Source organism: Burkholderia sp. AU4i, from assembly GCF_000466765.1.
Lineage (GTDB): Bacteria > Pseudomonadota > Gammaproteobacteria > Burkholderiales > Burkholderiaceae > Burkholderia > Burkholderia cepacia.
The window spans coordinates 74382-89090 of record NZ_ASSI01000060.1 but is presented as its reverse complement, the minus strand read 5'-3'; the positions used below and the strand labels follow the sequence as shown (position 1 = coordinate 89090).

The 14709-nt window shown below is 56.6% G+C and carries 14 protein-coding genes; 13 read left to right on the top strand and 1 reads right to left on the bottom strand.

What is annotated here, in order from left to right:
- Positions 1-238 precede the first annotated feature (238 nt).
- Positions 239-406: a hypothetical protein gene (locus tag L810_RS47105; protein WP_155836187.1), complete on the bottom strand. Its 168-nt coding sequence runs from the start codon at positions 404-406 to the stop codon at positions 239-241.
- A gap of 727 nt (positions 407-1133) precedes the next feature.
- On the opposite strand from L810_RS47105, the gene L810_RS13435 reads away from it, so the two are divergent.
- The 13 genes from L810_RS13435 to L810_RS45110 all read left to right on the top strand — a co-directional run bounded on the left by L810_RS13435 (position 1134) and on the right by L810_RS45110 (position 14110).
- Positions 1134-1490 (top strand): hypothetical protein, encoded by a 357-nt coding sequence (locus L810_RS13435; RefSeq protein ID WP_042974424.1) that lies wholly within the window; start codon positions 1134-1136, stop codon positions 1488-1490.
- Positions 1491-1567: 77 nt separating this feature from the next.
- Positions 1568-1987, top strand: a complete 420-nt coding sequence (locus L810_RS13430) for a hypothetical protein (RefSeq protein ID WP_131754408.1) — start codon at positions 1568-1570, stop codon at positions 1985-1987.
- A gap of 223 nt (positions 1988-2210) precedes the next feature.
- Positions 2211-2705: a hypothetical protein gene (locus tag L810_RS13425; protein WP_021158892.1), complete on the top strand. Its 495-nt coding sequence runs from the start codon at positions 2211-2213 to the stop codon at positions 2703-2705.
- Positions 2706-3166: 461 nt separating this feature from the next.
- The gene (locus tag L810_RS48095; RefSeq protein WP_051392236.1) at positions 3167-3442 is read left to right on the top strand and encodes a hypothetical protein; all 276 of its coding nucleotides are present in this window, start codon (positions 3167-3169) and stop codon (positions 3440-3442) included.
- Positions 3443-3463: 21 nt separating this feature from the next.
- On the top strand, positions 3464-3640 hold the full coding sequence (locus L810_RS47095) for a hypothetical protein (protein WP_021158890.1): 177 nt from the start codon (positions 3464-3466) through the stop codon (positions 3638-3640).
- Positions 3641-3649: 9 nt separating this feature from the next.
- The gene (locus tag L810_RS13415; RefSeq protein ID WP_042974422.1) at positions 3650-4114 is read left to right on the top strand and encodes a hypothetical protein; all 465 of its coding nucleotides are present in this window, start codon (positions 3650-3652) and stop codon (positions 4112-4114) included.
- Between the two features lie 114 nt (positions 4115-4228).
- Complete coding sequence (locus L810_RS13410; protein ID WP_021158888.1) at positions 4229-4567, top strand: hypothetical protein; 339 nt, start codon at positions 4229-4231, stop codon at positions 4565-4567.
- Positions 4567-6156, top strand: coding sequence for an SNF2-related protein (locus tag L810_RS13405; RefSeq protein ID WP_042974420.1), 1590 nt, complete (start codon positions 4567-4569; stop codon positions 6154-6156). Before L810_RS13410 ends, L810_RS13405 begins: the two co-directional genes overlap by 1 nt.
- Before the next feature lie 211 nt (positions 6157-6367).
- Complete coding sequence (locus tag L810_RS13400) at positions 6368-7186, top strand: heteromeric transposase endonuclease subunit TnsA (protein WP_042974418.1); 819 nt, start codon at positions 6368-6370, stop codon at positions 7184-7186.
- Between the two features lie 53 nt (positions 7187-7239).
- Positions 7240-9711, top strand: coding sequence for a DDE-type integrase/transposase/recombinase (locus tag L810_RS13395; RefSeq protein WP_021158885.1), 2472 nt, complete (start codon positions 7240-7242; stop codon positions 9709-9711).
- Between the two features lie 235 nt (positions 9712-9946).
- A complete protein-coding gene (locus tag L810_RS13390) occupies positions 9947-11491 on the top strand; it encodes an ATP-binding protein (RefSeq protein ID WP_021158884.1) in 1545 nt (514 codons plus the stop codon).
- Positions 11492-11569: 78 nt separating this feature from the next.
- A complete protein-coding gene (locus L810_RS49755) occupies positions 11570-13264 on the top strand; it encodes a TnsD family Tn7-like transposition protein (RefSeq protein ID WP_021158883.1) in 1695 nt (564 codons plus the stop codon).
- Positions 13265-13330: 66 nt separating this feature from the next.
- Positions 13331-14110 carry a TniQ family protein gene (locus tag L810_RS45110; protein ID WP_155836182.1) on the top strand — a complete coding sequence of 260 codons (780 nt, stop codon included), beginning with the start codon at positions 13331-13333 and terminating at the stop codon, positions 14108-14110.
- Positions 14111-14709 lie beyond the last annotated feature (599 nt).

The window sequence follows — 14709 nt, the reverse complement described above, 5'->3', positions numbered from 1 at the left end:
GCCTGTTTTGCCGTTGTTCCGGGCAAAGAGCGGGGCTATCCTGAATGCTCCCTGCAATCCACCCACGGAATCGGTAATGCACATGCTCGGTCTCCGGTCCTTTCTCTACGTTCTGTCGTCGGCACTTTCGACATCGGCATTTGCCGATATCGCGGCGCCGACGGTGCTGCCCCCGGATCGGGAACTGAAGATCTACCAGTAAGGGCGCTTGGAGCGTGGCGCCGACGCAAACACATATTCAAAAATTGAGGCGACCATGTTCAAGTTCCTTTCCAGGTTCCGCAAAGCAGCTGCAGGCGAAACGAATCCCCTCGACGAATGCCCGTGCATGGGTGACGATCCATATCTCGCGCACATAGCGACGGCGCTGGTTCAGGGCGATTCGACTGCGGAGAGCGGCGCTCATTCGACGATTCAGGACAAGGCGCAGCGGACTCGGAGCGCAGATTCATCCTAATCGGAAACTGAGTTTTGTTGAGAATCATCGACTTCAGTTCGCATTCCCCCCTGATTACCCGTCCTTTTCCCATTGCGGGCAGTTTGGGTATCGCGTATTTTCGGTTCCGGCCGTCCGAAATGTTCCTATCAGGAATTGAATCGGACATTTATTCCGACCGCGCCCGCTACGCACGATAGGAGAAAGGGAATGAAATTCTGGAGCAACGTCGTTGCCCGATTTTTGTGGGACGCCAAGGGAGGCGTGGCGTCTCCCCTGCACGAGGACTGAACCATGCACCGCTACCAAGTTTTCGTGCGGCGCGGCACGCGGGCGCCAAAATACGCGGTGCCTTGGCACTGGCTAGCTTCCCTGATCGTCTCATTCCTCTGTCCGAACGGCAGCTACTGCCGCGTTGTCGATTCCAAGACGGACTCGACATTGCTTGAATGGGAGCGAGTGGGGAGCGCACGCTGATTGAGCAACGAAGTATCCTCAGTGCCCGCGTGCTTGTAAGCGACCCGAAACCCCCGGGCTTTAGCGCGCGTTCCGCGATTGTTTCCGTCATCTTCGAAAGCTAACCTGCCGCTGTGGCCGGGTAGAGGCGTTCCCGAAATTTTCGGGTCTGCTTTCCGGCCGGCCGGATCGAGCGAAGAAGTTAGTCGCCGTCAGGCCATTCAGCATAGGACCGGCCAGGATGGACACGCTTCCTCATATTCGAGGCATCGACCAGAACGCACTTCAGGCCATGTCACTCGACGATGCTGCTGTGACGCTTCCCGCACCTCTCGTCAGGCAGCTTATCGATGCACTGCATTTCTACGGGCACGGCCTCAACAAGGAGCGCGTGGTGCTCGGCCGAGTTGATTCCGATACCCGCGTTGCCGGACTTGAGGCGGATCCGAGTTGGATCTCCGATCGTCCCGTGTCCAGTGACTCCCGCTTGTACCGGGAGGACGGAACACGGGCAAGGGCCGCGACGTCGGCCTTAGCCGAGCATCTTGGAGAGCGATACCAGGCAATTGTCGATTTGGTGCCATCCAAGGCGGCATAGATTCCGAGGGGCGCTGTTAGGTTGGCGTCCATTATTCGAAGAAGCGCGGGCAAGATTCGTCCGCTACGGGGAACTAGATGAAGAAAATTCTTGTTGCACTACTCGCAAGCGCGGCATGTTGCGCAGCTCACGCAGCAAAGTGGCATGTGGTCGTTACGGCCAGTTATCTGACCAACCAGCAAAAGTTCGTCGAAAGTGTTCCGGTGATCGATACCGTCGTGGAAAGCGATGGCTGCTACTACGGACCTGTGCGCAATGTGCAGACGGCACAGAAGGTCGTGCCGACGCGCGAGCAGTTCTGCATCAAGGGGCCGGAAGTGAGGCGTGTGATTACGGCAACGGTATTCGTCAAAAATCAGGTCAGCGACGCGCTCGACACCTCCATCGCGGTCGACCTGAACGCCGGCCTGGACATCTTTGGCTCGTTCGACGGGAAGCACATCAGTTTCCTTTCGGGTCCGTACCTTGTGACTGTTACGAAGGAAACCGTGCAGTAACGACAAAGTCAGTCTGCGTGACCGGCGTGATTTGCTTCCTGTCAGGAAATGCCGTTATACTTTAAGCGATCCTCGATCCGGTAGCTGGACGTTACCAGCCTCTGGCGCGTCATTTTGGCGTCTAATCGGTACAGCCGGCTTCCCGGCAGTCAAATTCTTCCACCCCGCGGGGCATGTCCCGCGTGCGGGGCCTGCTTCGCGAACACATGTTCAGGAGCAGGATATGTCGATTCAATCCATCCTTGCAGTTGGTCTCGGTAATGCGGCCGTTGCGGACGATCTTTCGGCTCTGTCCGATGCGGAGTTCGCGGATCTGTGCCTGCCGATCAAACGTGACACCATCACGTCGAAGCGGCTGATCGGCATCATCGACCACCTGGAAGCGCACGACGCGCCGGGATCCTGTACGGTCTGGTCGGCGATGGTGAATGCGGGCGTGCAGGCGCATAGCCTCGTCTATCGTGATGTTGACGATGACTTCGCCATGTTCAACGCGGCACTGGAGTTCCGCATCCGTTCTGAAAAAATCGATGGCTTCATGCGCATCGAGGACGATCCGGCGGAGCGTTGCTACACGATCACGGTGCAGCACGACGGCCAGATCGGGCGGGACGTCATCCGCTCGTACATTCGCGATCGCAACCTCGCGAAGGTGCTGCTCAGCGTGATCGAGCTCGGCACCCTGCGTGCGGACCGTCAGGCTCACACGCGTCACTGAGAAAGCATGGACGGTCGAGCGCAATCAACCAGGTGGGTTTCCCATATGGGCGGATCGGGTTTTTCCCATCGGGAACCCGACCGTGAATGCGATTCGTCCCGAAACTGCAATCGCAGAACTGTTGGGCTCGACGTCCGTCAGGCGTTGAGAACCCCTGAACCCGCGTTGTCGAAAGGCACGCGGGTTTTTGATTGCGGCGAGATCCCACCGCGGGGCTAGAAACTGAAGGATCGCTGGATAGACTGACCGGATAAAAGTAAGCAAGAAGTGCAGAACAAGCAATGAAATCGGATTTTGAAACTACCCGAAGGACGGGTGCGGTAATGGCAAATCGGAGTGATCTGTCATCACCAGACTCGTCCTCTGACGCTCGCGTCAAGGGCAGGGAACAGGCAGGGCTGCTCACCGTGATCTCGTGCGTACACGGCAAGCCAACGGAGTTCTCCAGTACGCATCCCTGTATGGCGTTCGCCGAGAGCGCTGGGTTTGCGTCGTGGGAGGCAGCGGTTGAAGCGATGAAAGGTGGCCGCGTGTTGACTGGTCACGGCCCGCGCCTGGGTCGCGCGTCGATGACGGAATTTCTGCTGTTTCAGCGGCAGGTCGAGAGGGACGGGCTTCGCTCGCTGCCGGCCGATACGTGGTCCGGGCAATTCTCGGTCGGATACAGGGAGTTTTTCGCGATCGATGCCTTCGTTCGCGGCACAAGCGGAGACGATGCTTTTCTGGTGCAAACGTAGTTTCGTGAAGGGAGAGTGATCATGGCAAAAGGTACGGCAGTGGGTGTCGGCGCAATCGTGATCAGCGCTGACCGGAACAAACGTGTCAAGCGCAAGGCGACCCGCGAAAAGAAGCATCTGGAGAAGGTCACGATGATCCAGGTCGAGACGAAGCCCCGAACCGTGCGCACGGCGTCGACGCGCACCGACAAGATCTGATCCTCGGCCATGAAAGCCATCTCTATCTGGCAACCGCATGCCTCGCTCCTTCTCGTAGGCCCGAAGCGCTACGAAACGCGGGGCTGGCGCCTTCCACGCTCGATCGTTGGCACGCGCGTGGCCATCCATGCTGCGAAGGCGACCGGGGACCTGATAGAGCTCGCGCAGTACGTGAGCGATCGCAATGAAGGTGCGCCGGTGGAAGATGCCTTCGACCGGTATCTTCGCGCGATCATGGCCGCGGGCTTTCGTACCCTCAGGGATTTGCCCCTCGGCTGCGTCATCGGCAGCGTCGTGTTTAAGGAAAGCGTGCCGTCAGAGCTGGCCGAAGACCACGGCAATTTCGGGGACTTTTCGCCTGGTCGGTTTGCCTGGATGGCGGCCGATGCGCGTCTGCTTCCCGAGCCGGTGCCGTTTCGCGGCATGCAAGGCTTCTTTGACGTGCCAGACGAGTTGATCGTGGAGGCGGCCTAAACGCGCCAGGGGTTGAATCCACGACGCGATCGCGCAAACTCGGCGCATAGCACATCGAACAGTCATCCCATGTCCCAATCAACGTCAGCCCCGACTCATACCCCAGAGCAGATCGTGCGTCTGCTGCACGGGCATCGGTTCGACCTCTCGACGGAAAAGCACCTGCAGGAGGGTGTCGAAAGCGCCTTCAAGGCAGCGGGGGTGACGTTCGAGCGGGAGAAGCGCATTTCGCCCAAGGACATTCTCGATTTCCTGATTGCTGGTGGCATCGCCGTGGAATGCAAGATGCGCAACAAGGCGCGGAAGATCGACATCTTCAAGCAGATCTCACGGTACGCTGAAAGTCCGGACGTGACCGCGATTGTCCTCGCATCGAATATCGCAATGGGATTGCCCGCTGAGATCAACGGCAAGCCTGTCTATGCGGCTTCATTGAGCCGCGGGTGGATCTGATGCGGCGGACGTTCGGGGAACTTCGGCTCGTCAAGGACGGCAAGGCGTGGGAAGTCTCACGTCTCGAGCCGCATGTGGCCATCCGCTTCAAGCAGCTGTTTCCCCGGGTGCCTAAGCAGTCGGCCGGCCCGTTCGAATTGCCTCGTGATCTGATGGTCGCGGCGGATCTGGAGTGGTTCCTGGCCAGATACCCGTTGCATATGACGGTTGAGGATCAGGCCGCGCTGTTGGCCGGCAAGGCGCTATTCGACGTCCAGCAAGCCGAACTCGAGCGGATTCTCCTGCCGGATTATGTCCCGCCGGCGATTCCTGGTCTGCGCGAAGGCGAGGTCATTCGTCACTACCAGCAGCAGGCTATCCAGTTGCTGCGTCGACGGCGCGGGCTGTTGCTCGGAGATGAGGGGGGGCTCGGGAAAACGTATACCGCTGCTGGCTTCCTGTGCGCGGAACCGGGGGCGCTACCCGCGGCCGTCGTTTGTGACCCACATATGCAGAAACAGTGGAGGGATAAGATCCAGGCCTTCACGAACCTGAAGGTTCACATCATCAAGCAGGCCAAGCCCTACGACCTTCCGCCGGCGGACGTCTACATCTTCCGGATCAGCCAGATCCTCGGCTGGACCGATATTTTCGCGACGGACTTCTTCCGCGCGATGGTCATCGACGAACCGCAGAGCCTGCGCACGGGTACGGGCACGGCGAAGGGCGGCGCGGCAAAGGTTCTATACGAGCACACGCTCTACCATCTCGGCCTGACGGCTACGCCAATCTACAACTACGGCGTCGAGATGTGGAACGTCATGCAGTTCATCGACGACACGGTTCTCGGCTCGTACGCGGATTTCTGCCGGGAGTGGGTCGACAACAACGGTCACATCACCGATCCGAAGGCGCTTGGCACGTATCTGCGTGAACAGCATGTCATGCTGCGCCGCCTCAAGTCGGACGTCGGTCTGGAACTGCCCAAGGTATCCAGGATCGTCGAGTACGTCGACTACGACGCGAAAGCGGTGGAGTCGATCGAAGAAATGGCACGGCGCCTCGCGATCCGTGCAACGACAGGCGCATTCGTCGAGCGCGGTCAGGCTGCGCGCGAACTGGACATGATGGTCAGGCAGGCTACTGGCGTTTCCAAGGCGAAATCCGTCGCGCAGTTTGTGCGCCTCATGGTAGCGGCCGGCGAGCCGGTGCTGTTGATGGGCTGGCATCGAGCCGTCTACGACATCTGGTTGGAGGAGCTGAAGGATCTCCGGCCGGCGATGTACATATATAGCGATGCTCAATTGCTGACGTTTCATCTCCGCATCCTTGGTATCACAGTGGTTCGGGAAGGGCAGTGCTCCTCTTCCGTAAAGGAAATTGGTGCAACTCCGCGGCGGTTTCCCACTGTCCACACGCCGGCGCTGACCACATACGCGTATCGAAAGCACATCGAATCATTTACGCAGATCGACGTCGCCGACGGCACAGTGCCTGACAAGAGGCCGAAATCGAAGCGATGCCGGCTCGATGAATGTGCGGCGCGTTTCGCTGCGGCCTACCGCAATCCCTTTGCGATCAGCCGCCTTCTTGCAGAGAGGAAGTGGTAGTTGGGTCTGCCCGTTACGGCACGGAATGTGACGGGCTGCTTGCGCAGCCGTGACAAATTGCAGTCCCACGATCCACGGTTTCAACGTTGAGCTCATTCGGCGCGAGGACGAAACAAGTCGATTGCGTGAAGGTCGACGGCACGGCCCGCTGCTGTCGGGCCGCGGCTAATGGAAGTCTGGCCGTCGCCGAATGATATGAAGGAGGCTGGTCATGACTAGCAGAACCGTTCGCATGCGTCGGACCACGATGGAGCGCAAATTGAAGGAGCAGGAGACTGCGAAGAGGGAGGGGAGGCACGAGCGCTGGATTGGGACGCGGGATATGCCGGGCGTCGGTATGAAAACGCGATTGACTTCTTCGAAAACCGGCCTGCGAGCAATTCATCTGCTATCGGATGGAGAGAAGGCTTGTTTCCTTGAGCTCTGGTGGGATCGACGCATATTGACCGTATACGATCAGGTAATGCTTGAGCCAGAAAAGACATTGCGGGCAGCTGCGCGTGCCGGCGTGGATCATCCGCGGTATCCGGATACGGGCGATCCAGTTGTACTCAGCACGGACCTTGTAGCGATAGGTGAACGGAACGGTCGGCTCTACAAGCGTGCTATTTCGGTCAAATCCTCAGAGAGGTTCGGTACGACTGACAAGACGCCCAAGCAAAAAATAGAAGAGCAATATTGGCTAGGTGAGGGGGCGCGGTTTGAGATCTTCAAAGCCCATGGGATGCATGCAGCACGACACAAGAATCTCGGCTGGTTACTGAAAGCCGAGAATGACATGCTGGGGCGGGAACTGTCGGAAACCGAAGAGACCGCGCAACGGGAGCTATTGCGACGTCTGCGAAAGTGTATAGACGCTCGTGTTGTCGACGCCTGCGAGGCGGTAGAACGCCAGTTTTCACTGCAGAGCGGTGCCTGTGCGCAAGCGTTTCGTCAACTGGCGGCAAAGAGAATTGTCAGTTTTGACCTTGAATCGAAAAATCCCGTGCTCGTCATTGTTAAAGATTTGCGTGTGAACGTTCGATTGTAAATGTGCAGTAATCCAAAGTAATGCGGAATAGATAGATTGAAAAGGAGGTTGCTATGCTGAAAAAGGCGACCTGTCCGTCGTCCATTGCAATGGGAGATGTACTGAAGGAGCGCAATGGAGACACGATTTATATCGTCTTGAAAACGGGCGATGGACAGAGATGGACGCACCTGATTGATATCGAGCATGGGAAGCCGGAAAGTAGGCATCGTGCTAGCCCATTCAAACTGAAAACCGACGAGGTGCTCAGACGACTGTCGTTCAACGTCGAAGACGACGATGCACTTGACATCATTTCGAAGTTGCCAGTGAGCGTTGCGGAGCGGCGTCGAGCCGCGACATACGTCCCGAACCGGCGGTCGAAGGAAAGCCTCGAATGCGTCGAGGAACCTGAGAGGTATCGGGGGTGGGTACTCATCCGACGGTTGCTTACGTTCGACAGACATACCGACGGCGAGCTGCCACCAGAGCCGTCGCTCCATGGTGATGAGTATGAGGCGTTGCTTGAGCGGTCGACTCGCGCGAAGCGGATTCACCGTTTTATCGCGATGTATCAATATTCTGAGGCTACGGTACGACGCGTGTTGCGGCGCTTCTGGCAGCGCGGTATGACGCCTGCCGCCGCCGGGGACGACTATGACCGATGTGGAGGGAAGGGACAAGTAAAGAACTTCGAATCGAAACCCGGCCGGAAGTCACGCGACAAAAGCTTGAGCGGTCCCCCACGTAATGTGGAGACTCGAAAGATACTGGCAATAGCAGCCGACTACCATTTTACTGCTGAGTACAGGAGGGGGCCTCGAGCGTCTAAGACGATGGCGGCGTCAGTCCGTTGGGTCATGACCTTGTTTGCGCGTCGAAAAGTCTTTGATGCAGACGGCAGGCTGGTGGACATGGAGTTTGTCGAAGGGGCCTGCATAACGCCAAGGCAACTGCAGTACTACATTGCGCAAAATTATTCGTACAAGGACCGTCGGGTGCGCAAGGTGGGAATCCGACGCTATCTGCTGCATGAGCGGCCGCTGACTGGTCGACTCTCGGACACGCGGGGACCCGGTCAACGATTCCATATTGATGCGACGATCATCGACGTATATCCCGTTTCTCGCATCATGCGCAGCATCGCGCTTCGCAGGCCGACGTTGTATCTGGTTGTCGACGACTATTCCCGCATGATTGTGGGCGTGCATCTGACGTTTGACCCTCCGTGCTGGAACGGGGCAATGATGGCTCTCGTCAACGCTATTAGTTCCAAGGTCGAGTTCTGTAAAAGGCTCGGACTCGACATCACAGAAGGCCAGTGGCCTTCGGAGATCCTCTGCGAGGAACTGTATGGTGACCAGGGTGAGATCAGTAGCGTGCACAAGGCGCAGCCACTCCATCGAGACTATCGGGTGGAGATATTGAATCCGGCTGCGTATCGACCCGACCTGCGTGGTGTCATGGAAGTGCGATTTCACGTTCTGCCGGCGACGTGGATGTCTTTGGTTCCGGGCGCAGTCGAAAAAGACTCGTTTGAAAGAGGCCGGGTACACCCGGCTCTCGACGCGGCGCTGGACATCAGGCAACTGCTTCTGATTGTGGTGATGGCGATACTTAGTTACAACAGCCGAGCGGTGACAGGCTATCCGACTCCGCCCGAGATGGTCGAAGCGGGCGAAGCGGCGACCCCACTGAACCTCTGGAAATACGGTATTAAAGTCAACGGGCGTGGGCGTAAGGTCGATGTCGCGGAGTTCCGCTCGAAGGTCATAGCCCCCGAGAAGGCGGTCATCGTAGCCAACGGCATTAAGTTCAAGCGCGTCATGTACGCGTGCCCCCTGTCCTTGATAGAGAGGCAGGCCATGTTTCGCGCGGAGGGGAAGGAAACGGTCGTTGACGTCACTCCCGATTCCTCCGACGTCAGCAATATCCACCTGCTCGGTCTTGGGGAGCCGATCGCATGCTCTCTGCAAGAATCTGAGCCAGACTGGGTGGCAGGATTAACTTACCACGAACTTGAAGTCTATCGATCTGTCAATGCAGCGAACATTGGGTGCCACGAAGCCGAAGTGCAGAAGAGTCTCGCGATAACCGAATACAACATCGCAGCTACAGCCAAACAGTCGGTGAAGCAGACGAAAGCGGCATTGGAAGCCGCCGGCCTCAGGCATCCAGATATAAATAATCTGGATAACGAAACGTTACGTGAACGCGCGGATGAGCGAACTGAACGTGAGATGGGCGAACGTAGCGGAGCACAGGACCCTGCATTAGGCGCGGTGGGCATTCGACAAGCAGATGCCGTCATGAGTGGCAAGGATCGTAATAGCTCAATAGTCGAAAAGCGTAGCAAGCCATTCCGGCGTGTGACTGGGGGCCTTACCCGTTCGGCGCGCCCTCAGGCGGAGGATCATCGTGGCATTGATCCTCAGAGTGCAGGCGCCGACACCACTGACTCGTCGGAAGGTAGAGATAGCTCGGATTTCGGGGCTATTTCAGAGCAGATTGAGGCTGGCATGCGCGACCTGTTCGATAAGGTTTGACTCGTAGACGAAGTGCTTGAAGTTGCAGCCGAAATGGACGTTGCTGTTTGGAGCGATGCATGAGCGAGCGCGGCGCGTCCTGGCTTGATTCGAAATAATCGCGCTGTATGCATTCGCTATGTCGTTGAGAAGATGTCCGATTTTATTAAAGGAGGGGCGGCCGGTAGTCTCTGAATATTTTTGATTGGACGGTTTATGGCGATGTCGCATCAACATGCCTTTAACGGAGGTTGCCATGGTAAAGCGTACCGAAGCAAACGTGAACGAGGTTCAGGTGAAGCCTCAGCCGGTAAAGCAATGTATCGAAGCAGTCGAGGCTCAATACTATGAGGGTGATCTACTTCCTGAGCATGCGAGCAACCCCTTGATCTCTGCGCTAGGGCCATACTGGCGCATCGAAGATATCGTCCGCGAGTTGAGCGTTCCAATACCATTCTCTGAGGAGGAGAGGTGCAGGTCAAAAGAGTACCGGACAAATGCGGTTGCGCGGTTGGGAAATTTGATCGTGGGGTTGCCGTCTCAGGTTGAAGTGGTTTCAACGGTGCATTTACTCATCAGGCAGCACTACTCTCAGCAGTCTATTCATAATAATGGAATTGACGGGATCAAGGAACGTTATGGAGTCTCGGCGGACGGCCAACTGACGGCAGTCTATCCCCACGAGAGAAGCCATGCGTACTGCGCAGGGCTCTTTGGTATATCCGGCTCAGGAAAAACTACCGTTCTGCATTCTGCGCTCAGGCTTCTGCCGAAGGTTATTCACCACTCGAGATACGGCATCACGCAGGTCGTCCGTATCAAGATTGACTGTCCAAGAAGCGCCAGCCTGAAGGACACGCTCCGGCTTCTGCTCGCAACCTACGATGACCTTCTCGGAACGCACTATGAGAAAGAAGTTGGCAGTCGCGCAACGGTTGCCGATTTCGCCAACAAGGTCCATCGCGTTGCGCGAAGACATTTTACGGGACTGATCGTACTCGACGAAATCCAGAACGCACTCTATGCAGTGGCATCGCACGACCCGCTCTTCGATTTCTTCGTCAACTTCACAAACGTTGTTCAGGTTCCGGTCCTTGTCGCAGGGACACCCCGCGCGGAGCGTCTTTTCCGTCGGACACTACGATTGGCGCGGCGAGCAAGCAGCGGGGGGGTAATCAATTGGAAGGGGATTACCAATGAGCGGGATTGGGATCGGTTCTGTAAGGAGCTGTCGAAATATCAATGGCTATCTAAAGCGGCGCCGCTATCCGCAGCCGAGCGAAAATGCCTGTGGGGACTGACTCAGGGGCTCGCGGGATTGGCAGTTCCGCTGTTCCAGCTTGCGCAATATGCAGCCATTGCGTCCGGCGAGGAACGCCTCTCGGCACGCATGTTTGTGCGGGTGTTTGACGAGAAAATGTCTTCCCTGAAACCGATCATACGCGCCATTCGCTCGGGCAAGAAAGTGGCAATGATGAAATATGACGATGTGTTGGGCGATACGTTGAAAGATGTCGTTGCCGAGATGAAGACAGAAATGCAGCATAACCTGTTCTACGATGAGTCAATTCGACATGACAGGTTGGAGACTAGCCTCGATGCAGTTTCGTCCCTGATGCTTATCGGCATTCCCAGGGAGACGGCATCGTCGATGACTGCGCTTGTGCAAAAACACCACCCGAATGCATCTCGCGAACAATTAATCCACGAAGTTTGCGTCAAGTACTACGGCACGAAGTCTTCAACGTTGTCACGCAAGTCGTCCAGCACGTCGGATGAGGAATCATCGGTTATTGGCTGAGGGTGGTGGGGGGACGGACGTCGGGAGCAGTGTTTATCTACCTGATCTCAGTACCCCTTGTCGATCGGAGAGGCGGCTATGGCTATCGCATTGAGAAGGCCACGAGAAGATGAGCTTCTCGTCAGTGTCTTTGCGGAGTATGTCAGCGACGAACGCGTTGCGCACCGGGACGCCTTTTTGCGTCGTGTGCTGGGCTATTGTGCCACTTCCCTGTTCGATATGGCTGGCGGACTGGACAGGCTTGCGGAGGAGACCGCCGACTATTGGCGACTGAGCTCCGACGAGATTACGCGCTGCCACACAAACTATCCCTATCACACGGCAAGTTGCTCGGCGAAGGTGGCGGAAGAGGTGCGCTCAGCGATGAAAAGCCGGGTCGCAGGGGTGAGGAACAGAAGAGGTCTGGGCTTCGGGAGGTTCAACCGGCTGGACGCTTTCCGGTACTGCCGTAAGTGTGCATCGGATGATGTGGCGGCGGGCTATCGTCCATTTTTTCGAAGGTCACAACAACTGCCCGGTGTCGCATATTGCGCCCGTCATCAGGTCCCCCTGTTGATATCTCGAGTCGCGGCGAGTTCGCCCTTCGACGAAGCGAAACATTTCAATGACTATTTCGAGGGAGGGCGGTCGATCGATATTGATGTGCCTGACGTCGAGACGATGAGGCGCCTCGTTCGAGTCGCCGAGTTTTCGGAGGAGATATTGCGCGGACGCGTCGGTGAGGCTGGTTTTTTTCAAAGACAGGATATGTACAGGGAGCGGCTCAGGGCGCTGGGCTATTCGTGGAGAGGTGCATCTGTACATATCAACCGGCTCTCTCAAGATTTGGTCGAGTTTTATGGAGCCAGCTACCTCGGGTGGGTCGGGCTGTTTCGCGAGGGGCAAAAAACGCGCGATTGGGTAGTTCCACTGGTGTGTGCGGGGCAAGCCGTTCCGCCTACAGTTGCTCATGTGCTCCTGGAGGTATTCCTTCAGTCCGCGGAGCGGACAGAACGCAGTGCATTGAACAGTGTAGTCGTGCGATGCCCGGCTAGGTTCGGCAAGCATGCGGATTCTAGCTTCGAAGGGCGCGTTCAATTCGACGCAGACCTCAGAACGGGACGGGCTGTGTGTGTCTGCGGAACGAAATTTACGTTTGACGTACGAGATCGGCACGCGGCCGTGCGTCGCATTTCTAGCTATGGGGAGTCATATCGCAGCGAAGCCAGAGCGCTACTCGAACTGGGCGAATCTCATCGGACAGTCGCAGAGCGACTAGGTGTCAGCATCATGACCGCAAGGCGTTTGACGTCGCACACTCCGGCCGGGGAAGACTGCGCTTCATATGACGATATTCGAGCGTGGCGGACTGAATGGATGATTGCCCTCGCCGGCACGCCAGGCTCTGTTGCCGCGGTGTGCAGGAAGCGGCATCGACCACTTTACCGACGACTTCTGCAACATGACCGAAAGTGGGTGCAGCAGAGTTGCCTGAATCAGTGCACGACCAGATCGAGACGTATCAACTGGTCAGCTCGTGATGCTGCGTATGTGATTTCAATGAGGAAAGCATGGGAGACGCTCAGAGCAACAGAGCCTCCGAGATGGGTAAGCAAAATCAGTATCTTGATGCTATCCGGTGTTCCTCAAGGCACGAGAAATCAGCTTTTCAAGCTGCCGACCTGCAGCAGCTTCCTCAAGGCTCATACGGAGTGTCGCGGAGACTATTTGCGTCGTCTAGGTCAATGGAGCACCGGGCATCATTATGGAGATCGTGCAAATACTCGCACCTAAACACTACACGGATCGGGGGCGAGGGAAACCTGGCAAGCTATGTTGAAAATTTGAAGATTGTCGCTCGTGTCCGAGAAGGAGGATGTCATGGCGGTGGCTTTGAAGCCTTTTCTTGAGGGCGAGACAATTTTTAGCAATATTAGTCGGTACGCAGACGAAGTGGGATTGCGAGCGTTAAATACTATCTTGCCCATTCTGTTCGGTTCGCCTTGCAGAGCGATTAAAATTCTTCCCGTAGGGCTTCAATATTTTTCAGAGGAGACGTCAGAATACATAGGTCTGGATGGGGAGAAGATTGCTCGCCAACATACTCCTTATAACTATCTCATGGCGTTGGCAAACGAAGATGCGCGTGAGGCGACTATGAAAAAGATGCTGTCGCGGTACGTTGGCACGCCGACGGGGATTCGCGGGCCCGAGATGACGAGAAAGGAAATAAAGGGGCTGCGATATTGCGATGAATGTGTGGCCGAGTGTCGTGAGACCGCAGTCGAACTGTACTATCGCGTTGATCAACAATTGCCGGGTGTATATGTTTGCCCGAAGCATACCCGGCTGCTGCGTGTGGTAGTCGGTACGGAAACGATGGATTTTTCTCATTCAGGTAGCCTGGCAACATTGGCGTCCCGGAATGATGGGACAACGCTTGAAGGACTGAAGCCGCTTGAATTGCAAGCGATGGCCGACGTCGCTAGGCGCAGTGCGCACGTGCTTGTCGCGGCTGATTTAAACCTCGGGAGATTCCCATATCGAGAGATGCTGAAAGAGGCTGGTTTTCTTTCGAAAGGAGGTGATGTTCGGCACAATGCTTTAAGCGAGGCACGTGCCAGTTACTTTGGCACTTAGTTTTGTTGGATAACTGGTTTTGACGACGATGACATGGTCCGGATATTACTTCCGTCGTTTCAATGCGCATCGATTCGTCACCCGTTCAAATCCATAGCTTTCCAGTCCATGCTGGCGTATCTAGCGTCTGGTGAAGGAACTTTCCGTCCGCGGGTCGAAGCGCACTCGGCTACATTGAATGAACATCTGATTTGCTCGGGAAAGCTGCACCGTGACGCAGACAAATTCAGCGAGTTGCGGTTTGTAAAGGCGAGCGGGCGATACGTTACAGATTGCACGTGCGGTGTGTCGGTAAGCTTGAGAGTTGACGGCGACGGGAACGTTATCGATCGGCAGACGGTTGGATATGGGCGTCGGTATAAAGCGGCTTTTAGAGAGCTCGTTAGCGGAGGGATGAATGCGCCAGCGGCCGGACGAGAAATCGGAATCAAGAAAGACATTGCGTGGTTCTGGAAGCAGGAAGTTTTACCGGGAGCATCCCAGCTTTCCAAGTCCTGCCGAGCCTCCCTTCGGGCGAAATGGCGTGCTTGTGTCGAATCAGCGCCGACAGAGCGCAGATTGACCGTTGCTCGCAAGCTTGAACCCAACCTGTGGCTAAA